The organism is Oleiphilus sp. HI0125, assembly GCF_001635355.1.
In genome coordinates this window covers 1-21,404 of record NZ_LWGF01000834.1, presented here as the reverse complement: position 1 = coordinate 21,404, position 21,404 = coordinate 1, and the positions used below count along the sequence as shown (strand labels likewise).

General features: G+C 45.5%; 22 protein-coding genes. All 22 read left to right on the top strand.

Translation table 11 applies throughout. The features are described 5' to 3' along the window. The first annotated feature begins 95 nt into the window (after positions 1–95). A complete protein-coding gene (locus A3762_RS13610; RefSeq protein WP_068756106.1) occupies positions 96–1,979 on the top strand; it encodes a flagellar hook-length control protein FliK in 1,884 nt (627 codons plus the stop codon). A 222-nt stretch (positions 1,980–2,201) separates the two neighbouring features. Beyond that, complete coding sequence (locus tag A3762_RS13605; RefSeq protein WP_068756104.1) at positions 2,202–2,705, top strand: flagellar basal body-associated FliL family protein; 504 nt, start codon at positions 2,202–2,204, stop codon at positions 2,703–2,705. A 19-nt stretch (positions 2,706–2,724) separates the two neighbouring features. Beyond that, a complete protein-coding gene (gene fliM, locus A3762_RS13600; RefSeq protein WP_068756102.1) occupies positions 2,725–3,723 on the top strand; it encodes a flagellar motor switch protein FliM in 999 nt (332 codons plus the stop codon). Further along, a complete protein-coding gene (gene fliN, locus A3762_RS13595; RefSeq protein WP_068480029.1) occupies positions 3,716–4,216 on the top strand; it encodes a flagellar motor switch protein FliN in 501 nt (166 codons plus the stop codon). The genes fliM and fliN overlap by 8 nt, the downstream gene beginning before the upstream one ends. Positions 4,217–4,253: 37 nt before the next feature. Further along, entirely contained in the window at positions 4,254–4,853 is a 600-nt protein-coding gene (fliO, locus tag A3762_RS13590; RefSeq protein WP_156493452.1) for a flagellar biosynthetic protein FliO, read from the top strand. Next, complete coding sequence (fliP, locus tag A3762_RS13585; RefSeq protein WP_068480033.1) at positions 4,854–5,591, top strand: flagellar type III secretion system pore protein FliP; 738 nt, start codon at positions 4,854–4,856, stop codon at positions 5,589–5,591. 24 nt (positions 5,592–5,615) lie between these two features. Further along, positions 5,616–5,885 carry a flagellar biosynthesis protein FliQ gene (gene fliQ, locus A3762_RS13580; protein WP_068480035.1) on the top strand — a complete coding sequence of 90 codons (270 nt, stop codon included), beginning with the start codon at positions 5,616–5,618 and terminating at the stop codon, positions 5,883–5,885. A 2-nt stretch (positions 5,886–5,887) separates the two neighbouring features. Then, positions 5,888–6,676: a flagellar biosynthetic protein FliR gene (gene fliR / locus A3762_RS13575; protein WP_068756098.1), complete on the top strand. Its 789-nt coding sequence runs from the start codon at positions 5,888–5,890 to the stop codon at positions 6,674–6,676. Next, a complete protein-coding gene (gene flhB, locus A3762_RS13570; RefSeq protein WP_068756096.1) occupies positions 6,677–7,813 on the top strand; it encodes a flagellar biosynthesis protein FlhB in 1,137 nt (378 codons plus the stop codon). A gap of 127 nt (positions 7,814–7,940) precedes the next feature. Further along, on the top strand, positions 7,941–10,118 hold the full coding sequence (flhA, locus tag A3762_RS13565) for a flagellar biosynthesis protein FlhA (RefSeq protein WP_068756094.1): 2,178 nt from the start codon (positions 7,941–7,943) through the stop codon (positions 10,116–10,118). A 47-nt stretch (positions 10,119–10,165) separates the two neighbouring features. After that, entirely contained in the window at positions 10,166–11,509 is a 1,344-nt protein-coding gene (gene flhF / locus A3762_RS13560) for a flagellar biosynthesis protein FlhF (RefSeq protein WP_068756092.1), read from the top strand. Positions 11,510–11,629: 120 nt separating this feature from the next. Beyond that, the gene (locus A3762_RS13555; RefSeq protein ID WP_068756090.1) at positions 11,630–12,442 is read left to right on the top strand and encodes a MinD/ParA family protein; all 813 of its coding nucleotides are present in this window, start codon (positions 11,630–11,632) and stop codon (positions 12,440–12,442) included. Between the two features lie 71 nt (positions 12,443–12,513). Next, positions 12,514–13,233, top strand: coding sequence for an RNA polymerase sigma factor FliA (locus tag A3762_RS13550; protein WP_068756088.1), 720 nt, complete (start codon positions 12,514–12,516; stop codon positions 13,231–13,233). A 133-nt stretch (positions 13,234–13,366) separates the two neighbouring features. Continuing rightward, a complete protein-coding gene (cheY, locus tag A3762_RS13545) occupies positions 13,367–13,753 on the top strand; it encodes a chemotaxis response regulator CheY (RefSeq protein WP_068480161.1) in 387 nt (128 codons plus the stop codon). Positions 13,754–13,760: 7 nt separating this feature from the next. Continuing rightward, the gene (locus A3762_RS13540) at positions 13,761–14,555 is read left to right on the top strand and encodes a protein phosphatase CheZ (RefSeq protein WP_068756107.1); all 795 of its coding nucleotides are present in this window, start codon (positions 13,761–13,763) and stop codon (positions 14,553–14,555) included. A 23-nt stretch (positions 14,556–14,578) separates the two neighbouring features. Beyond that, positions 14,579–16,954, top strand: a complete 2,376-nt coding sequence (locus A3762_RS13535; protein WP_068756086.1) for a chemotaxis protein CheA — start codon at positions 14,579–14,581, stop codon at positions 16,952–16,954. A gap of 25 nt (positions 16,955–16,979) precedes the next feature. Then, on the top strand, positions 16,980–18,104 hold the full coding sequence (locus A3762_RS13530) for a chemotaxis response regulator protein-glutamate methylesterase (RefSeq protein WP_068756084.1): 1,125 nt from the start codon (positions 16,980–16,982) through the stop codon (positions 18,102–18,104). Then, positions 18,104–18,862, top strand: coding sequence for a flagellar motor protein (locus A3762_RS13525; RefSeq protein ID WP_068756082.1), 759 nt, complete (start codon positions 18,104–18,106; stop codon positions 18,860–18,862). Before A3762_RS13530 ends, A3762_RS13525 begins: the two co-directional genes overlap by 1 nt. Positions 18,863–18,871: 9 nt before the next feature. Then, the gene (gene motD, locus A3762_RS13520; protein WP_068480062.1) at positions 18,872–19,657 is read left to right on the top strand and encodes a flagellar motor protein MotD; all 786 of its coding nucleotides are present in this window, start codon (positions 18,872–18,874) and stop codon (positions 19,655–19,657) included. Between the two features lie 175 nt (positions 19,658–19,832). Next, positions 19,833–20,615 (top strand): ParA family protein, encoded by a 783-nt coding sequence (locus A3762_RS13515; RefSeq protein ID WP_068756080.1) that lies wholly within the window; start codon positions 19,833–19,835, stop codon positions 20,613–20,615. A gap of 12 nt (positions 20,616–20,627) precedes the next feature. Further along, positions 20,628–20,933, top strand: a complete 306-nt coding sequence (locus tag A3762_RS13510; protein WP_068756078.1) for a hypothetical protein — start codon at positions 20,628–20,630, stop codon at positions 20,931–20,933. A gap of 27 nt (positions 20,934–20,960) precedes the next feature. Continuing rightward, positions 20,961–21,404, top strand: a 444-nt coding sequence (locus tag A3762_RS13505) for a hypothetical protein (protein ID WP_197469256.1), incomplete at its 3' end; no start/stop codon positions are given.

Below are 21,404 nucleotides of genomic sequence, written 5' to 3'. Positions count from 1 at the left end.
TTAATATATCTATGCGCCGATAAACACTTGTCGGCATGATCTTTGTATCGTTGATTGCATAATTAATTATTAAATAACGTTGTTCGTTAAAAATTATGCAGCAATTGTCATTACTTCCAGTGTCCGGTGCACCGAACTCAGAGTTAATTGAGACGGGAGCAGCGACGGTTAAAGCCCAGAATGGCTCGTCTGAGGCCTTCGGTAAGGTTTTTAATAAAGCTCAAACTAAGGTAGAAAAATCAGAACCCTTAGGCGCACATTCCGGCGATCAAACAGTATTGTCTAATTCAATATCGCATTCGGCAAGTCCTCAAGCTCACGATGAAAGTGGCAATCCGTTACCGCCAAAAGACGGAGAATTGCCGCAAGCCGATCAGCCCGAATGGAATGGATTAACTAATTCAGCCAGTACAGATGAATTTGATTCCACGGCCGCATTCGTATCAGGGCAAGTTAATAGTGGGATTAATTCATCAGTATTGAGCTCTCAGTTGGGCCAGAATGTAACTATTACACCAGATACAGAGCTCCAAACTGTCAAAGGCGTAGTATTTAGCGCTGTTAATCAGGTGGGTAAGAATGGCAGTGCATCCTCGTTAGCAAACACAGCGTCAGATCTCAGGTCTGAGTTTGGGCAATCAACGAGTTCTGAGCAAGCGAGTGTTAACAATTCGAATGGCCAGGCTTTGACGCCCCATGGCCAAAGCGCGATCGCGGGATCTTCTGCACCATTAGTTGGTGTTGATGGCGCGGCTAGTAGCGATTCGCAAACTAACTTAGGGAATTCATTTCAACGTTCTGCGATCGTTTCAAATGAGGGCTTAAGTTTGGGTAAAGATGGCGTGGCGGCTTCTGCTGCTGTATCTAGTTCGCAGAATGGCCAAATGAATTTTGCACATCCTATTTTTAGCGGAGAGCTTACTGTCTCGATTAACGGTAAGCCAGTGGATTCTTCCGCGCTAAATCCGATTGCCAAGTCTCCTCAGTCCCTTGGGAATGGTTTTGAAGTATCTGCTAAGGACGGGCAAGTAAATTCGGCCGTTGGTGAGACAGTGTTGAATAGTAGGACTTCGGTTATACGCACCGATACAAGTCCGAACGCTGCTGATGGTGCATCTGATGTCGTAGGTGCAATGAAGGTTGGTAATACTATGATGGCGCAGGTAAGCGCTGCAGGGCCAGCATTGTCGAACGCTGCATCCAGTATGCGGGTTGAAGGTTTAGCTCAAGCACAAGTTCAAGCAGCTGCTTCGCAAAACGCAAATACCTCTGCAGGTCTGACCAGCAACTCTCCGTATAATGCTAACGCGGCAAACATCACGAGTACTTCGCTGCAACCTGAAAGTAGTGCGCTTGTTTCCGAAAGTGATTTTAGAGCGAAGCTGCAGTTCGAGCTAAGTTCTCGTGGTATCCAGAATGTTGACGATGCGCCTGACTTAGGTCTGAGCAAATTTGAGGGTTTGACGAATCAACGCCTCGTTTCAGATAGCAGAGTGCCGGAGTCACAAGCGGGTAAAGCTTATGTTAGTTCATTGCCATTAGCTGTTGATGACCCCGACTGGTCAAATCAGTTAAATCAAAAGTTGATGTGGATGAGTGCTCGTAATATTCAACAGGCCGAATTGCATTTGAATCCTGCTGATATGGGACCGATTGATATAAAAATTCAGATCGGTGCTGAGCAAAGTTCTATAAACATCAATGCTCAGAACCAAGGTGTGCGCGAATTACTTGAGGCGAATATTCACAAGCTAAAAGAAATGCTGAATGGCAGCTCTGAGGAACTTGCTGACGCAGGCGAGCAATCGTTAGGTCAAAGCTCTGGCCAAGAGTCGTCGCCTGAGCAAGGTGGTCAAGAAGATCAATCTGTGGCGTATAGTGCTGGTACGAGTACACCGCAAAATCATCAAAGTGTTGTCTCGGATAATCCAAATCAAAACGTCAGTTTGAGCGATAGTTTGGTCGACGCTTACGCCTAATACATCAAGTCAACATAGGGGCACGCGTTCGTGCGCCCCTTCTTTTCGCATTACTCTTGCTTAACAAAGCAATAAATAGAAAGCGAATCAGCTAGAATCTGCTCGGTTCCGTAAGTGAGGCGCATAACTCACTTACGGCAATTCTGTTGTAGTGATTGGCATATAGATTGCTGAATAACTACAACGCCTAATTAATCAATACATAATTGACGAGATTTTGACGTGGCAGATAAAGAAAAGCCAGAAAATGAAGAGCAGGGCGCTGAGCAGGAAGCAACGGGATCAAAGAAAAAACTGTTTGTTATCATTGGCTTAGTTGTACTTTTGTTGGCAATAGCTGGCGGTGTGACGTATTTCTTGATGGCAGGCGGAGAATCTGAAGCGAGTGACGACACGACGCCAGAGATTCAGCCTGCTATTTATATGGATTTAAAACCACCTGTACTTGCGACGTTGATGGTAGACGGTCGCCAACGTTATATGCAGGTAAGCTTAAACGTTATGGGGCGTGATCAAGCTGCTTTAGATGCAGTCGATTATCACATGCCGTCGATACGTTCGAAGCTAAACGCCTTATATGGCGGAGCGGATTTCAAAATGGCTCAAACAATTGAAGGAAAGGAAGCGCTGATTGCTGAAACGCTTACTTCAATCAATGCTGTTCTTGAAGCCGAAGGTGAGCCTCCTATTGAGGCTGTGTATTTTACAAACTTCGTAATGCAGTAAGAAAAGGTTATTAGCTTTCGTGCAAGACTTACTCTCACAAGACGAAATCGATGCGCTACTTCATGGCGTAGATGATGGAGATATAGACACCGAAGAGGATCATTCTGAAGACGGCGTCCGTTCCTATGATCTAGCTAGCCAAGACCGTATTGTTCGTGGGCGAATGCCAACGCTTGAAATGATCAATGAGCGTTTTGCACGATATACCAGAATTAGCTTGTTTAACTTATTGCGACGTAATGCTGACGTTTCCACAGGTGGCGTTCAGATTATGAAGTTTGGCGAATATATTCATACGCTCTACGTTCCAACAAGTTTAAATATCGTCAAAATGCGCCCCTTGCGTGGCTCAGGGCTATTTATTCTTGATGCGAAGTTAGTCTTCAAGCTCGTTGACAACTTCTTTGGGGGAGACGGGCGACACGCTAAAATCGAAGGGCGCGAGTTTACTCCAACAGAAAATCGTGTTGTCCAAATGGTATTGGAACAAGTCTTTATCGATATGAAAGAGGCTTGGAATGCGATTTTTAAAGTTGATTTTGAGTATGTGAATTCTGAAGTGAACCCCTCAATGGCGAATATAGTCAGCCCAAGTGAGGTGGTTGTAATCAGTACATTCCATATTGAATTAGATGGCGGTGGCGGTGACCTGCATTTGGCGCTGCCTTACTCGATGATTGAGCCTATGCGCGAGCTGCTTGATGCCGGTGTGCAAAGCGACGTTGATGAAATTGATGAACGTTGGGTGAACACGATGCGTGAAGATTTACTCAGCGCAAACGTGCCGATTAACGCAACCCTACTAGAAAACCAAATTAGTTTACGTGAAGTGTCGAATTTAAAAGAAGGCGACATTATTTCCGTAGATTTACCTGAATATGCCATGGTATCGGCAAACAAAATACCTATGTTTTATGCTCAGTTAGGCCAGAAAAATGGATCACTGGCATTGATGATTAAGGACAAAATAGAGCGGCCAACAACCGCTTCAACCAGCTTGGTAGACGAAGATGAGTGATAACGAAACCCAAAACGACGGTCAAAGTGAAGACGAGAAGTTAGCATCTGAATGGGAAGCTGCGATGGAAGAGTCTGGCGATGCTGGTGGTGACGCTGAGGATGAATGGGCCGCGGCGATGGCCGAGGCTGAAGCCTTAGGTGGCGAAGAGAATGATATTCAGGCAGCGCCCTTGGAAAGTTTCTCTGGCACAGCTCATCAAGCTAGTGCAGGTCTGGGTACTGGTTCTGAAACTCCCGATCTGGACGTGATTTTAGATATTCCGGTGACCATCTCGATGGAAGTTGGGAATACGTCAATTCCTATTCGTAATTTATTACAGCTGAATCAGGGCTCTGTTGTTGAATTGGATCGATTGGCAGGCGAGCCATTAGATGTACTGGTTAACGGTACGCTAATTGCCCATGGCGAAGTGGTTATGGTGAACGATAAGTTCGGTATTCGTTTGACGGACGTTGTAAGTCCATCAGAACGCATTCGTCGCCTAGGCTAACTAGGCAGCGCTGGATTTGGCGTAAGTGAGGTAAATTGTGCGTCTGTTGATCCTTCTAATGATTACTTTGCTGAGCTTCAATGCGCTTGCGACGCAGAAAACGATCACTTCAGAACAAAATAGTAATACTCAAACCGTAGAGTCAGTTGAACGCTCAGATTTGTCGGAGCAGGAGGCTGCTGAAAAAAGCCTAGTGACAACAATAGAATCTGAGGGTTTGGATTCTAATCAGTCGTCGGCTTCTCAAAACATACTTGATTCTGACGGCCTTCTTTCTTCTCCAAAAGTCACTGTTTCTGAAGCATCCAATTGGCCTTTTGTGATGCTCACGCTGCTAGGTATGGTTGCCTGTATCTTATTGATCGCCTTTATCGTCAAGCGTTTTACAGGTTTAACCGGTATGGGATCGAACGATTTAAAAGTTGTTTCTGCCATGGCGATTGGAACGCGGGAGCGTGTTGCAGTGCTAGATGTTCGTGGTGAGCAATTCTTGATCGGCGTGACTTCGCAGCAGATTTCCTTGCTGCATCATTTCGATGAAGCGCCAATTAAGCCCTCGGTATCGGCGAAACCGAGTGAGTTTGCCGAAAAACTCCAATCTATTATTAGCAAGCAAAGTTCAAAAGGGAGTGAATAAGTGAAGGCTGTTTTATTCTCGATCTTAGCGTTGCTTGTGCCTTCTTTTGGTTTCGCAGCCGACTCTGGTATTCCAGCATTGCAGTTGATAACGAATGAAGACGGGTCTCAGTCTTATTCTGTAACGCTGCAAATTCTGGCGCTGATGACAGCGCTAACTTTTTTGCCTGCGATGTTAATGATGATGACATCGTTTACGCGGATCATTGTGGTGTTTGCTATTTTGCGACAAGCACTTGGTCTTCAGCAGACACCGTCGAATCAAATTATTCTTGGTCTGACCTTATTCCTTACAATCTTCATCATGACGCCAGTGCTTGAAAGAGTGAATGCAGAAGCTATCCAACCGTATATGGCTGAGGAGCTAGCACCACTTGAAGCAGTAGAAAAGGCCAGTGTTCCTTTCAGAGAGTTTATGATGGCTCAAACGCGAGAAGATGACTTGGCGCTGTTCATGCGCATATCTGGCAAACAAGCGGCTAGTCCTGAAGAGGTATCGTTTTGGGTGTTGATGCCTGCATTCGTCACTAGTGAATTGAAAACAGCATTTCAAATCGGGTTTATATTGTTCCTGCCATTTTTGGTGATTGATATGGTTGTAGCGAGCGTCTTAATGGCGATGGGTATGATGATGCTATCTCCAATTATTATTTCTCTACCTTTTAAAATTATGTTCTTCGTTTTAATTGACGGCTGGGCATTGATTATGGGCACCTTAGCCGCGAGTTTTGGAATATGACGAAGCTACTTGAGGGGAGGGCGTATGACACCTGATGTTGCTATCGATTTAGTGAGTGACGCGATTTATCTGATCGTATTGCTTGTCGCTCTCATTCTAACGCCAGGTTTGCTTGTCGGTTTAATGGTGAGTGTATTTCAGGCTGCCACGCAAATTAACGAACAAACACTTAGCTTTTTGCCTCGTTTATTGGTCACGCTGGTGGTACTCATTGCCGCAGGTCCATTCATGATGCAAAAGATCATCGATTTCTCAGAGCGTCTCATTCACAACATTCCAGTGCTGATAGGCTAGCAATGGTTTTTACAGATGCGCAAATAGGGGCTTGGGTGGCTGCATGGTTATGGCCGCTGTTCAGAATTGCGAGTTTCTTTATGGTGATTCCGGTCATCGGCACGCAGTTAGTTCCGATGCGCGTTCGTGTTGGTTTAGCATTCGTCGTAACGTTGCTTGTTGCTCCTTTGCTTCCACCTGTTCCTGAAATTGAACCCTTATCTTTTACTGCGATGTATGTGACCTTGCAGCAAATTTTTATCGGTACCTTAATGGGCTTAATGTTTGTGTTTTTGATGCAGCTGTTTGTTGCTGCAGGTCAGATGATCGCCATGCAGATGGGCCTAGGTTTTGCGTCGATGATCGATCCGAGTAACGGGGTAAATGTCCCAATCCTATCTCAGATATTTTTAGTTTGCGTGACGCTTATCTTTCTTTCGATGAATGGCCACCTCGTTATGATCGAAGTGGCAGTTCAAAGTTTTCAGGCGTGGCCTATTTCAGACCAAATTATCGGCCCAAATAGCGTGTCGCGAGGGGATCTCTGGGGATTCCTGATGCGCATAAATTGGTTGTTTGCATCTGCGCTAGTGATTGCGTTGCCTGCCATTACGGCGGTGCTGATCATAAATTTGTCGTTCGGCATCATGACGCGTGCCGCGCCGCAGATGAACGTTTTTTCTTTGGGTTTTCCAATCGGTATGTTGTTCGGTTTGTTTATTGTCTGGGTGAGCATTTCAGGCTTATTGCCCCAGTTTGATAATTTCAGTACCGACACCTTCTTATTTTTGCGTGATATGCAGGGCTTTTAGATGGCAGAAGAAGGTAACGATAGCAGTCAGGAAAAAACCGAAGAACCCACCCCCAGGCGAATAGAAAAAGCCAAGGAGGAGGGGCAGGTTGCGCGCTCAAAAGAACTGAACACGGCCTTGCTTTTGATTGTAGGTACGGGCGGGCTTCTGATCTTTGGCGCGCAAATTGGCGAAACGATGGTTGAGATCATGAAGCATAGCTTTGTGTTGCCACGCGAAGTTGTTTTTGATTATCACCAAATGGGCCTTTATTTGCTGGACGCTGCGGGCGAAGCCATGCTCGTCACGATGCCTTTAATGGTAATGCTCTTTATTGCAGCAATTGCCGGCTCTATTGCGCTTGGTGGTTGGCTGATAGCGCCCAAAGCTGTCGCGCCTAAATTTAGCCGTATGAATCCATTGAAAGGTTTGAAGAGGATGTTTTCGCTCAAATCTCTCGTAGAGCTTGCCAAGGCGATTGCCAAGGTCGGGATTGTCTTATTTTTCGCGGTTGTTTTACTTCAAATTCATACCGAAGAGTTGTTAGGTATTGCCAATCAGGCGACCGTCACGGCGATGGCTCATGCTGCCGATATTTTGGGTTGGAGTTTCTTTTTTCTGTCTTGCACGATGATTATTATTGCAGCTGTTGATGTTCCTTTTCAGATGTACGATCACAATAAGAATCTGAAAATGACCAAACAAGAAGTCAAAGACGAATTCAAAGACACTGAGGGTAAACCTGAAGTTAAGGGTCGTGTTCGTCAGCTCCAGCGTGAAATTTCTCAGCGGCGCATGATGCAAGACGTTCCTCAAGCCGACGTCATTATTACCAATCCCGAACATTACTCAATCGCCCTGCGTTACAAGCCTGATCAAGACGATGCGCCAATCGTGCTTGCGATGGGAGTGGATGAGGTTGCTATGAAAATCCGAGAAATCGGTAGAGAGCATAATATTGAGTTAGTGGCTGCGCCGCCTCTTGCTCGTTCGATTTATTACAATTCAAAAGTTGGGGAAGAGGTGCCTTCGGGTCTATATGTGGCCGTTGCTCAGGTGCTTGCGTATGTCTTCCAGTTACAACAATTCCGAAGACGTGCAAGACCTCGCCCAAGTATGCCTGATATCCCAATTCCGGATGATCTACAGCACGATTAGCAGCATCTTATAAAAAATATCGATCAGGGTTAAAACTTGGGTCGATTTTTGCAAAACACTGTAGCTAGCGATAGTTGTGACGAAAAATCGTCATTCGTAGTTATCATCACAAAATTGATTAGGTGTTATGCAAACAAGTCTTGGCTTAAATCAGCTTAAATTTATTCAAAGCCACATGGCCATTCCGCTATTGCTGATAGCGGTGCTTGGCATGATGACCTTGCCTGTACCTCCTTTCCTGTTGGACTTGTTGTTCACCTTCAATATTGCCTTGTCGTTGGTTGTTCTTCTTGTCTGTGTTTATGCGCTCCGCCCCATGGAGTTTGCGATATTTCCTACGGTTTTGTTGGTTGCGACCTTACTACGTTTGGCATTAAACGTTGCGTCAACGCGTGTTGTTCTCCTAGAAGGCCATGAGGGCGGGGACGCAGCCGGTAAAGTAATTCAAGCCTTTGGTGAAGTGGTTATTGGCGGCAACTACGCCGTTGGTCTAGTTGTATTCGCAATCTTAATGATCATCAACTTTGTGGTCGTGACCAAGGGTGCTGGGCGTGTATCTGAAGTAAGTGCTCGATTTACACTCGATGCGATGCCAGGCAAACAAATGGCAATTGATGCAGACCTTAACGCAGGAATTATCAATCAAGAAGAGGCGAAGTCGCGTCGGGAAGAAGTTGCCACGGAAGCAGATTTTTATGGGGCGATGGATGGTGCATCAAAGTTCGTACGTGGTGATGCCATTGCGGGTTTGTTGATCTTAGCCATTAATATTATTGGCGGTTTGAGTATCGGCATTTTGCAGCACCAACTAGAGTTCAATGATGCGATGCAAAAGTACTCGCTTCTTACGATTGGTGATGGCTTGGTCGCACAGATTCCATCGTTACTTCTTTCTACCGCTGCGGCAATTATGGTGACGCGTGTTAGTACGACACAAGACATGTCATCACAAGTGCTTGATCAAATGTTTTTGTCGCCTAAGGCTTTGTATATCGCCTCTGGTATTCTAATCGTGATGGGCATCGTACCTGGCATGCCGCATTTTGCGTTTTTGTCGCTTGGTATTCTTGTCGGCGCGGGGGCTTGGTATCGTGATCGCCAGAATAAAAAGCCGCAGGTAGAACCTTATGATGGGCCGGTCCCTCAACGTGGCTCGCAAGCCAATGTTGGTAGTGCGCAGGTGCAACCTGACTCTTCAACTCTAGAGCTTCCAGCGGGGCAAGAAGGTCAACAAGAATCGTCCCAGAAAGAGTTGGGTTGGGATGATGTGATGACCGTAGATATTATTGGTCTAGAGGTAGGTTATCGATTAATACCCTTGGTTGATAAAGGTCAGGGCGGTCAGCTCTTGGGTCGTATAAAAGGTGTGCGCAAGAAGCTCTCACAGGAGCTTGGATTCTTGATGCCATCAGTGCACATCCGCGACAATCTTGACCTCATGCCTAATGTCTATCGTCTCACCTTGATGGGGGTGACCTTGGCCGAAGCAGAGATTCATCCCGATCGCGAGCTGGCGATTAATCCTGGGCAAGTATTTGGTAGTATTGATGGTATTGCGGGTGTCGATCCTGCTTTTGGTATGGAAGCCGTTTGGATCGATCCAGAGAACAAAGATCAAGCTCAAGCCTTGGGTTATACCGTTGTGGACGCAAGCACTGTTGTCGCAACGCATCTTAACCAACTTCTTCAAAAACATGCTTATGAGCTATTGGGTCACGAAGAGGTTCAGCAATGGATTGATCAGTTGACGAAGCAGGCGCCAAAACTTGCTGAAGAATTAGTGCCAACCACTTTAAGTGTCTCCTTTCTATTAAAAGTACTTCAGAATCTATTGCAAGAAGATGTGCCAATTAAAGACATGCGTTCTATTGCTGAGGCTCTGATTAGTCGCGCACCCAAAGGCGCAGAGCCAGAAGTGTTGACCGAAGCTTGTCGGCAAGGCTTGAAGCGGATGATCGTGCAAACCCTGATTGAAGGTGAGGCGGAAATTCCTGTTATTACACTCGAGCCTGAATTGGAACAGCTATTGCTTAAGTCTGTACAGCAAGCACAGAAAACCGGCGGTGCCGATGATCTCGGAATGGTCTTGGAGCCCGGTATTGTGGAGAACTTGCAGCGTTCACTAGCAGATGTAACGCAGCGACAAGAAATGCTTGGAAACCCCGTAATACTTTTGGTTTCCGCGCCAGTCCGCCCAGCGATGGCTAAGTTCTCACGCTTTGTAAATGACAGTATTCGGGTGCTTTCATATCAAGAGATTCCGGATAACAAGCAAATAAATATAGTGTCGACGGTCGGTCAATAATTTGACTACAGGAAGTTGTCGTCAAAAAAGCCTTTAGGTGAAGAGTTATGAAAGTTAAGCGTTATTTCTCCCATTCAATGCAAGATGCTTTGCGTCAGATACGCGAAGATTTAGGCCCTGATGCGGTGATTCTTTCAAACTCAAAAACAAATGGTGGTGTCGAGATATTGGCAACTGCCGAATATGAAGATCAGCCAGAGCAGGGTGTTGCTCAGGTATCTAATGATGAAACTCAAGTGAGCGCGTCCGAGCTCGCAAAACAACGCGCTGAGCGCAGTCTCGAATTGCAGGCGGAAATGGATAGAAGTCGTCGCCGCATCGAGAGCGTGAAGCAAGAACAGAACGTCATTAAAACAGAGCAGTTTGGTCAAACGAATAAGATTCAGGCGACTCCTGCAGTCAATCATGATGAGCGTTCGAGCAAGCAAGATGATCCGATTTACGTGATGCAGGAAGAGCTCCGTGAACTACGCGAAATGATTTCTGCTCAGGCGAAACAGTCGACTTCGCAACAATCTATTGAACCAATGCCTCAAGCTGTTGTGACGCCAAGCCAATCGATCGTAGATGAGCGCTTAGAGCGTCTAGCGATTCAGCAGCCTATTCGGAAGCAATTGCTAGATAGCGTTGCAAGTGAAGGCGATTTTGATACTGCTTGGGCAAAGGTGCGTAAACAAATTCATGGTGCGATTCAGACAGAATATAGCGAAATCATCGACATGGGTGGCGTGATTTCACTTGTCGGCCCTACCGGAAGTGGCAAAACAATGACGATTGGTAAGTTGGCTGCGCGTTATGTTATGCGTCATGGGGCAGATAGTATTGCTTTGGTGACAACAGATCGTTACCGAATCGCCGCACACGAGCAGCTAAAAGTGTTTGGAAGAATTCTGAATGTTCCAGTGCATGTTGTTGACGAGGATAATTGCTTAGATGCGATTCTAGACAAATGCTCTGATCGCAAGCTTGTATTGGTGGATACGGCTGGTTTGATGCAGTCTGATCGTTCGTGGAATGAGCAGCTTAAAGAATTAAAAATGTCTGCGCATCGCATTCAAAACTACTTAGTGATGCCGGCAACGGGTCAGTATGCTGTGATAAAGGCTAACTATAAGCATTACAAGATGGTCGGGCTAGCGGGAACAATTATTACCAAACTTGACGAAGCTGTAAGCTTTGGGGAAGCATTAAGTTACCTTATAGCGAGTAAACTTCCCTGCGCGTATGTAACAGATGGCCAGAGAGTTCCAGAAGATATTCATTTGGCGGAGCGTCAAAGTCTGCTCAATAAAGCGGAGGAATTATTGAATAGTTCCGAGCGATGGGTGACAATTCCGAGCCACGCGAATGCGCAGCAGCATGTAGACGAATCAGTTAGCAATTTTGCTTAATACCACTGGCGTCAACTAGACAAATTTCACCAATCACCTATTTTGGTTGTTGGTAGTCGCTTTTAAGGTTTGTCTTGTCTCGAAGCGAAGAAGAAGTAAAACAAAAGGATATTCATCAGCATGGCGAATTCAAGCCCTGTTCAAGTTATAGCGGTCACTGGCGGTAAGGGTGGGGTCGGTAAAAGTAATGTATCGATCAACCTTTCTTTAGCCTTAGCGGATCTAGGTCGCAAAGTGACATTGCTCGATGCGGATTTAGGTTTGGCAAATATCGACGTGCTCTTGGGTATTACCGCAAAAGGAAATATCTCAGACGTTATATCAGGTGATTTAAGTCTGCGCGATATTCTTGTAGAAGGCCCCAAAGGAATAAAGATCGTGCCGGCTGCATCCGGAACGCAAAAGATGGTTGCGCTTAACCATCTAGAGCACGCCGGTTTAATCAACGCCTTCAGTGAATTATCACAAGATCTTGACGTTCTGATTGTGGATACCGCAGCGGGTATATCAGATGGTGTTGTATCGTTTGTTCGTGCAGCTCAAGAAGTGTTAGTGGTTGTGACCGATGAGCCAACGTCTATTACCGATGCCTATGCATTAATAAAGCTGCTTAATCGCGACTACGACATGTACCGTTTTCGTGTCCTTGCAAATATGGTTCGCAGCCCAGAAGAGGGGCGCCATCTCTTTTCAAAGCTTACCTCTGTGACGGAACGTTTTCTTGATGTTGCACTCCAATATGTAGGTTCTGTTCCTTACGATGAAAACGTACGCAAAGCTGTCCAGCGTCAGCGCCCTGTATTAGAAGCTTACCCCCGCGCTAAAGCATCTATAGCATTCAAGCAGCTCGCTCAAAAGGCTGATTCGTGGCCATTACCAAGCACTCCAAGAGGACATTTGGAGTTTTTTGTTGAGCGCTTAGTGCAAGCCTAGGATTGGCTTTAGCCTCGTAATGATTTATTCCCCATGCAGTATTTTTACGGCAGGGCCATACTGTTTTGTTGATGTATAACGAAAAAGAAACACAGTACGCAGATGAGTTGATCGTGAAGCATGCGCCCTTAGTAAAGCGTATTGCACATCATCTAATGGCTCGCCTTCCATCAAGTGTTCAAGTCGATGATTTGATTCAGGCCGGCATGATTGGCCTGCTAGAGGCTGCGCAAAAATACGAAAGTGATCGTGGTGCGGCGTTTGAGACTTATGCCGGAATCCGAATTCGCGGCGCGATGATGGATGAAGTCCGTAAGGGCGATTGGGTGCCTCGTTCCGTACATCGCAACGCGCGCCGCATCGCGGAAGCAGTAAAAGCGATTGAGGCTAGAACTGGGCAAGATGCGAGTGACGAGCAAATTGCCGCAGAGCTTGAAATGTCTCTCGATGAATATTTTGCGTGCCTGAAAGATAGTAATGCCGGTAAGCTTTTTTCACTCGAGGAACTGGCTGAAAACTCTGAAGGTCAAGGCTTTGAAGTCGAGAGTGGCTCGATTGCTGATCGACCGAGTGATTCCTTTAGTGAGCAGCAGTTTAAAAAAGCTCTAGCATCTGAGATAGAGCGTTTGCCGGAACGCGAAAATTTAGTGCTTTCTCTTTACTATGAAGAAGAGATGAATCTAAAAGAAATAGGCTTAATTCTTGATGTGAGTGAGTCTCGTGTTAGTCAAATTCACTCACAGGCAGCTATCCGTTTAAAGGCACGAATGTATGAGTGGATTGATTCGTAATTTACGACTATCCATAACTAATCAAAGTTCTTGATTTTCCAATAAAAAAAACTGGCTAGACTCATTTCTCTGTCTAGACTTCATATTAGGGTTTGAAACGCTATCAAAGGTTTCGACAGGAATGGAGGTCGACTTGAATAAAGATATGAAAATCCTTGTTGTTGATGATTTTTCGACAATGAGGCGCATTATTAAAAACCTACTTCGCGATTTAGGGTTCACAAATACCGATGAGGCTGATGACGGCAATACTGCATTGCCGATGCTGAAAACCGGTAAGTATGACTTCCTCGTGACGGATTGGAACATGCCAGGAATGACTGGTATTGACTTGCTTAAGACCGTTCGTGCAGATGATGACTTAAAGTCTTTACCTGTGTTGATGGTTACCGCTGAAGCAAAACGAGATCAGATCGTTGCAGCGGCACAAGCAGGTGTAAATGGGTATGTGGTTAAGCCATTTACAGCAGCCGTCTTGAAAGAAAAAATCGAGAAAATCTTCGAACGAATTGATGCCTAGTACTGTTATGAACGAACTAACTCCGTCACAAGCAGCGCAAAGCATTGAAGGTGTAGAAGGCTTTGAACAACTGCTTAAAGAACAAACAAGTCAGCTAAAAGATCTCGTTGATCAGGGCGACTTGTCTTCCGCGCTTAGTCTCATCTCTGAGATTAATCAAACTCGTGATAAAACACTTTATGTCGAAGTAGGTCGATTGACTCGCAGTCTCTATGAATCAATTCGCGACTTTCAGATTGATTGCGGTGATGCACAAAGCCGAGAAGCTTTATCGAAAATTGATGATGCATCTGACCGACTAGCCTTCGTCGTTGATATGACGAATAGCGCTGCCAACAAAACCTTAGACCTTGTTGAAGAAACAATGCCTTATGCATCGCATATGAAAGATGAGGCTGATCAACTTAAGCAAGAGTGGCAAAAGTTGCGCCGTAAGGAAATGAGCCCTAGTGAATTTAGAGACCTAACGGGGCGCATGGATACCTTCTTGACTCAACTTGGTAATGACTCAGATAAGGTATATAAAAATTTATCATCTATATTGCTTGCACAGGATTTTCAGGACTTAACGGGTCAAGTTATCAATCGTGTAACAAATTTAGTTAAAGATGTTGAAGAAAATCTCGTTAACCTTGTAAGGATGGCCGGAAAGGTCGATCAAATTACAGGTACTGTGCACGACCTTGAGTCCATCGAAACCAATATGGATGGCGAAGGTCCACAGATGAAAAGAGAAGAACGCGAAGATGTTGTAAATGGTCAAGACGATGTGGATGACCTTTTATCAAGCTTAGGGTTTTAGGAAGAATACAAAGGGGTTAGTGAATGAGCTTTGAGCCAGATGAAGAGATCTTGCAGGACTTTCTTGTTGAGTCTGGTGAGATTCTTGAGCAGTTATCTGAACAGCTCGTTGAACTAGAACAAAACCCTGAAGACCTAGATCTTCTCAATGCAATATTCCGTGGCTTTCATACCGTTAAAGGTGGGGCAGGGTTTCTTCAGTTAGAGGCCTTGGTCGATTGCTGTCATATTGCTGAAAATGTGTTTGATGTCTTGCGTAACGGTAAGAGAACCGTAGACGCCGAATTAATGGATGTGGTGCTTCGTGCACTTGATTCCGTTAATGTCATGTTTGATGAGGTTCGTTCTGGCGAACAACCGAGTCCTGCAGAACCTTCGCTATTAAAAGATTTAGAGCGCTTTGCATGTGAACAAGGCGCGGAGCCGGTGGCAGAGGAAGTACCTGAAGCTGCTCCGAATGAGCCAGCTCCACAAACTCCTTCAACAGATCAGCAAACAGCTGAAGAAGCAGCAAAAATCGTTGACCAGATCGCTTCAGCTGAGGGCGACATTACAGACGATGAATTTGAGATGTTGTTGGACGCGCTTGATGGCCCAACTTCAGCTCCAGCTCAAGAGACACCCGCCTCAACAAATGATGCTGCTCCATCACAAGATGCGCCTCCAGCAGGTGATTCTGATATTTCTGATGAAGAATTTGAAAGCCTCATAGGTGAGCTGCAAGAGCATAAAGTCGCGGATGCTCCAAGTGAGTCTCCGATTCCTTCTGAGCCAAAAGCAAATACGGCATCAGATGCTAGTGCTTCTGATGAAATCACCGATGACGAATTCGAAAAACTTCTTGATGAGCTTCATGGCGAAGGGAAGTTTGATCCTGCGAGCTCAGCAGCTTCTGATACTCCCGCAGCGAGTGCTGAACCTGAAAAACCTGAGACCAAAGAATCTGAGGCTTCTATATCATCAAATTCGGACATGATTACTGATGACGAGTTTGAAAAATTACTTGATGATTTGCATGGCCAAGGTAAAGGGCCTGCAAATGAAGCGCCTCAAGCGAATAAGTCTCAGACAACGCCGCCTCCGAGTCCGTCTTCTGTTTCAACACCGGAAAATAAGGAAGTTAGTCAGTCAGCCCCTACTGCTAAGACAAGCCCTGTTGCGAAACCCAAAGTAGCAAGCAGTCCTTCTGCCAGTAAGCCTGCGGCAAAACCCAAGGCTAATGCGCGGGCAGATGGCTTGACGACCGAGACGACCGTTCGTGTTGATACGAAGCGACTCGACGAAATTATGAATATGGTTGGCGAGCTGGTATTGGTCCGTAATCGTTTAAAACGTTTAGGGGATGACAGTACTGACGAAGCCTTGCAGAAGGCGGTGTCGAATCTTGACGTTGTAACGGGGGACTTACAGTCCGCCGTTATGAAAACGCGAATGCAGCCAATTAAGAAAGTTTTTGGACGTTTTCCTCGTGTTGTACGTGACCTAGCTAGAAACCTAAGAAAAGAAGTAAACCTTGTTTTACAAGGTGAAGAAACTGATTTAGATAAGAACTTAGTTGAGGCTCTCTCAGATCCTCTCGTTCACTTGGTTCGAAATGCGGTTGATCATGGCATCGAAATGCCTGATGTGCGTGAAGCAAACGGTAAGCCTCGTGTTGGTGAAGTGTTGTTGTCGGCCGAACAAGAAGGTGACCATATTCTGCTATCCATCCGTGATGACGGCGCAGGTATGGATCCCGAAGTATTACGAAGAAAGGCGGTTGAAAAGGGTGTCTATGATCAGGACGCCGCAGATCGCTTGAGTGACAACGAGTGTTACAACCTGATTTTTGCACCTGGTTTCTCAACGAAAGAAGAGATCTCTGATGTGTCAGGCCGCGGTGTCGGTATGGATGTCGTGAAGACAAAGATCACGCAGCTCAACGGCAGCGTTAATATTGATTCAGAGCTTGGTAAAGGTAGCTGTTTAACGATCAAAGTGCCGTTGACCCTAGCTATCATGCCGACATTGATGGTGAAGCTAGAGCAACAGTCTTTCGCATTCCCTCTCGTAAGCGTTGTCGAAATTTTCCACTTAGATTTAACGAAGACAAATGTTGTCGATGGTCAAGAATGTATTGTTGTCCGAGACAATGTTTACCCATTGTTTTATATCAAGCAATGGCTCGTTAAAAATGGTGGTGCCACAGATCCAGAATTCGCACACGTTGTGATTGTTGCAGTGGGTACTCAAAAGGTTGGGTTTATCGTTGATCAATTAGTTGGGCAGGAAGAGGTCGTAATTAAACCGCTAGGTGGCATGTTGCATGGCACGCCAGGTATGGCGGGCGCAACCATAACAGGTGATGGCCGTATTGCCCTCATTCTAGATATTCCAAGTTTATTAACGCGTTACGCGTAATGTTGTTTTGCAGGGTTTGTAAGGGATGACAGTAAAAGTTCTGATAGTTGATGATTCAGCTTTTTTTAGAAAACGATTGAACGAGATTCTGCAAAATGTAAACGGCATTGAAATCGTTGGTATGGCAACAAACGGTAAAGAAGCCGTCGAGAAAAATGTCGAATTAAAACCAGATGTAATTACGATGGATTATGAAATGCCTATTATGGATGGCATCTCAGCAGTTCGTCAGATTATGTCCGAACAACCGACCTCGATTCTAATGTTTTCATCGCTGACGCACGAAGGGGCGAGAGTAACCCTTGATGCATTAGACGCAGGGGCAGTAGATTTTCTTCCTAAGAACTTTGAAGATATCGCGCGTGATGCCACGAAGATGCAAGATATTCTTCGTAAACGCGTTCTTTCAATCGCCGGCCGTCACCGATTCAAAGCGAGTAGTTTTCGTTCTGCAAATACGTCAGGCACTACTGAGACTAAAGGGAGCGAAGCGGCAACGCGTCGTCCTTTAACGAGTAAGCCAACTTCGCCTACAACATCCATTAACTCTAACGCTGCGGGCTCTTCTAGGAGAGGACATAGTGTTGATATTGTTGCTATCGGTACATCTACCGGTGGTCCTGTCGCTTTGCAAAAAGTGGTCACTAAATTACCTCAAAATTTTCCGGTACCTATTTTGCTTGTTCAGCATATGCCGGCAACATTTACCCCTGCTTTTGCTGAGCGCTTGGATGGATTAAGCCAAGTGAAAGTAAAGCAAGCTGTGGATGGCGATAATCTAGAAGCGGGTACAGCTTATTTGGCGCCAGGGGGCAAGCAAATGATTGTTGGTCAAAGAGCAGGTCGTAAGGTTATATCTGTGCTTGATGGCGATGAGAGGCTGACGTACAAACCATCAGTTGATTTGAGCTTTGGTTCAGTGGCGAAGACATTTCCTGGTAAAGCTTTAGGGATTGTTCTGACAGGCATGGGTTCAGACGGTAAAGAAGGGTGCCGACTAATGAAGTCTGGCGGCTCGACTGTATGGACTCAAACAGAAGAATCTTGCGTTGTATACGGAATGCCGATGGTGGTTGATAAAGCTGGTTACAGTGATCGGTCGCTTGATATTAACGAAATCGGTGAGCAAATAATAAATAGGTTAAGCTAATGGATTACCTGAGTGTCGTAGGGCTATTACTAGCTTTTGTTGCGATCTTTGGCGGTAACGCGATTGAAGGCGGCACGTTCGACTCTCTGATTAATGGTCCAGCGGCTTTAATCGTCATCGGTGGCACGCTTGCCGCTGTTCTAGTCCAAACTCCTACACATACCTTGAAGCGCAGCGCTTCGGCTTTAAAGTGGGTGTTTTTTCCTCCTCATGTATCAATTGACGACGGTATTAATAAGTTGCTGTCGTGGAGTGTTCGTGCGCGCAAAGATGGTTTGCTGGGTTTGGAGTCGGTTCTCCCAAAAGAACGCGAGTCTTTCTGCAAAAAAGGTCTTCAGCTCCTTGTTGACGGCGCTGAGCCTGAGTCGATTCAAAGCGTGCTAGAAGTCGATATGCTTGCGCGTGAGCAGCGGGACTTAGACTTGGCTAAAGTCTATGACTCGATGGCTGGATACTCGCCGACCATCGGTATCATTGGTGCTGTGCTTGGTCTGATTCACGTGATGAGTAATCTTGCCGATCCAAGCCAATTGGGGGCTGGCATCGCGACTGCCTTCGTCGCAACAATATACGGAGTGGGTTTAGCTAACTTAGTATTTCTTCCGATTGCGAACAAAATACGTCATAAGGTAGAGCATCAAACTCGCTATTATGAAATGGTGATTGATGGATTGGTATCGATCGCTGAAGGTGAAAATCCTCGTTCTTTGGAACTGAAGCTTAAGGGGTATTTACACCTCGAACATGCCAAGGTCTAGGGGACGACTATGCGTCGACAACGTCGTACTACCGCAGATGAAAATCATGATCGTTGGTTAGTATCCTACGCAGATTTTATAACGCTTTTGTTCGCATTCTTCGTTGTGATGTATTCGATCTCCTCGGTTAATGAGGGGAAGTATAAGGTCCTATCAGAAACGCTAGAGGGCGTCTTCAACACCCGTCAGAAAAGTCTAGAACCAATTCAAATTGGTGAGATTAGCCATAAGTCAGAAAGTTTTAGCAAAAGCGAAGGTCTGAACCCTCTACTTGTAGGTCGTCATGAACGTTACGAATCGAACAAAGACAATATTGATGATGAACAACTAGAGTCGATAGCGGGCGAATTTGAAGATAGCTTTGCTGACTTAATATACGAAGACAAGATTTCGGTTACTTTGCTTGATGAGTGGGTAGAGATAACGCTACGCGATAACGTCGTTTTTGAAAGTGGCGATGTGATCCCTTCAGAGCAAGCTTTTGGTGTTATCAAAAAGATTGCGGGTGTATTGCGTGATCGCGGAAACGGCATTCTGATCGAGGGGCATACTGATAACCGGCGCGTCTCAAATAGTGAATTTCAGAATAATTGGGAGCTCTCTGCATTAAGGGCGACGACATTTTTACAGCTTCTAGCGATCGAAAATATTGAAGAATCGCGCATGGTGGCTATGGGGTTTGGTCAGTATTCACCTATTGTTCGTAATGACACTCCTGAAGGTCGGAGTGATAACCGACGAATTGTTCTATTAGTCTCCCGTTCGGGCGACGTCCGCAGTACGCTTATTCGCTAACTTATCTCGTTTCATTTTCATCAAGCGTGTTTGGCATGAGATGTGCAATGTTGCGTTGTGTGTCAGATTGTTGACGTAGATATTTGCCGCTGGGTTTTAGCAATGGATGCGTGGTGTTAATATCTAATTCATTGATTTTGCAGTACAAAAAATATAATTCAGGAGTCGGAAGAACGTGCGTATTTGGGCAATAGCAAACCAAAAAGGTGGGGTTGGTAAAACCACTACGGTTGTATCCCTGGGGGGGCTCCTTGCATCGCAAGGTAAACGCGTTCTTGTAATGGATCTAGATCCGCATGGATCATTGACCAGCTATTTTGGTCATGATCCAGACACCATAGAGCAGAGTACTTTTGACCTGTTTATGCACAAGGGTAGAGTGCCAGATGGTTTGCCTGAACAACTCATAACGGCAACGTCTTGCCCAGGTCTAGATCTAATGCCTGCATCCACAGCATTAGCGACGCTTGAAAGACGTATGGTGGGTGTTGATGGAATGGGCCTGATCATATCAAAGACGCTAGCGCTGTTATGGGATCAGTATGATTTTGTATTGTTAGATAATTCTCCGTCACTCGGCGTGCTTATGATCAACTCTTTAGCAGCCAGCCAGCAGTTAATTGTCCCGGTGCAGACAGAGTTTTTGGCTATCAAAGGGCTTGAGCGAATGATGCATACTTTATCGATGGTCATACGCTCGCAAAAAAGTAATCTACAACATCTTATTTTGCCGACTATGTTTGATAGACGGACACAGGCCTCATTACAAAGTCTTCGAACAATTAAACAGACATGGGGTGATCACGTTTGGAAATTTGCGATCCCGGTCGATACGAAGTTCAGAGATGCGAGTACCAAAGGTGTGGTGCCCTCAGATTTAGACGCCGTGACACACGGTGTGCGCGCATACAAAAAACTACTTGAAACCTTGTTAGAGAAAACACCCAACGGAATATAAAAGGAGAGGGTGATGACACAGCAAATATATGATGTGCAGTACGCCTTTTATAACGATCAAATTATTGAAGATTACTTAGATGCTCTATTTACCGCGCCTAAGCCTCTTCAGTTATTTCGAAATCGATTTGAATTGCAATCGACCATTGATGTCGATGCTGTATTGAACGGTAAGAAAGATGCATCTGAGTATGAAGCAATGCTGATTTTTCTAACAACGATGATGATTTCGTTTCGTCTTGAACGCAACACTAAGCTTCAATTGAACGTGCTTTCCGTAGCAAAACTGATGCTGCCGCGCATTAAGTACTGTCGTTAATCCACCGAGAATAGGTCGAGCTGTACTGTGTCTCACAACAACGATAAACCTGCTGCTCATAGTAAGAATGATGATCTATTGCAGGACTACTTTAGTGAGATGTTTAGCTCCTCTGGCGACGACACAACGCCAGTTAAATCAACCCAGAAAGCATATTCGAACTCAAGCCAAGCTCCGAGATCCGCAGATCTAAATCCTCAATTAAAAACCAGTAAGCGATCGACCGTACCTAAAGCAACACAATTGTTTGTGGAGCCTGAGGTTAACACGATTACTAGTGGTGTGATTGGCGGCCTTATGCCTAAGCTAAAGGCGCCAGAACAAGAAGATAGTGATTCTAGCGAACAAAAAATGGAGCCTGTCGTTGAGGTATTAAGTGATACGGCAACTTATAATGATTTGCCAGAGCCAGAGCCAGAGCCAGAGCCAGAGCCAGAGCCAGAGCCAGAGCCAGAGCCAGAGCCAGAGCCA

What these genes read in the sequence shown, in the direction of transcription:
- A3762_RS13610 (WP_068756106.1), top strand. Translation starts at nt 96, where the DNA reads ATGCAGCAATTGTCATTACTTCCAGTGTCCGGTGCACCGAACTCAGAG.
- fliN (WP_068480029.1), top strand. Translation starts at nt 3,716, where the DNA reads ATGAGTGATAACGAAACCCAAAACGACGGTCAAAGTGAAGACGAGAAG.
- fliQ (WP_068480035.1), top strand. Translation starts at nt 5,616, where the DNA reads ATGACACCTGATGTTGCTATCGATTTAGTGAGTGACGCGATTTATCTG.
- fliR (WP_068756098.1), top strand. Translation starts at nt 5,888, where the DNA reads ATGGTTTTTACAGATGCGCAAATAGGGGCTTGGGTGGCTGCATGGTTA.
- flhB (WP_068756096.1), top strand. Translation starts at nt 6,677, where the DNA reads ATGGCAGAAGAAGGTAACGATAGCAGTCAGGAAAAAACCGAAGAACCC.
- flhA (WP_068756094.1), top strand. Translation starts at nt 7,941, where the DNA reads ATGCAAACAAGTCTTGGCTTAAATCAGCTTAAATTTATTCAAAGCCAC.
- flhF (WP_068756092.1), top strand. Translation starts at nt 10,166, where the DNA reads ATGAAAGTTAAGCGTTATTTCTCCCATTCAATGCAAGATGCTTTGCGT.
- A3762_RS13555 (WP_068756090.1), top strand. Translation starts at nt 11,630, where the DNA reads ATGGCGAATTCAAGCCCTGTTCAAGTTATAGCGGTCACTGGCGGTAAG.
- A3762_RS13550 (WP_068756088.1), top strand. Translation starts at nt 12,514, where the DNA reads ATGTATAACGAAAAAGAAACACAGTACGCAGATGAGTTGATCGTGAAG.
- A3762_RS13540 (WP_068756107.1), top strand. Translation starts at nt 13,761, where the DNA reads ATGAACGAACTAACTCCGTCACAAGCAGCGCAAAGCATTGAAGGTGTA.
- A3762_RS13535 (WP_068756086.1), top strand. Translation starts at nt 14,579, where the DNA reads ATGAGCTTTGAGCCAGATGAAGAGATCTTGCAGGACTTTCTTGTTGAG.
- A3762_RS13530 (WP_068756084.1), top strand. Translation starts at nt 16,980, where the DNA reads ATGACAGTAAAAGTTCTGATAGTTGATGATTCAGCTTTTTTTAGAAAA.
- A3762_RS13525 (WP_068756082.1), top strand. Translation starts at nt 18,104, where the DNA reads ATGGATTACCTGAGTGTCGTAGGGCTATTACTAGCTTTTGTTGCGATC.
- motD (WP_068480062.1), top strand. Translation starts at nt 18,872, where the DNA reads ATGCGTCGACAACGTCGTACTACCGCAGATGAAAATCATGATCGTTGG.
- A3762_RS13510 (WP_068756078.1), top strand. Translation starts at nt 20,628, where the DNA reads ATGACACAGCAAATATATGATGTGCAGTACGCCTTTTATAACGATCAA.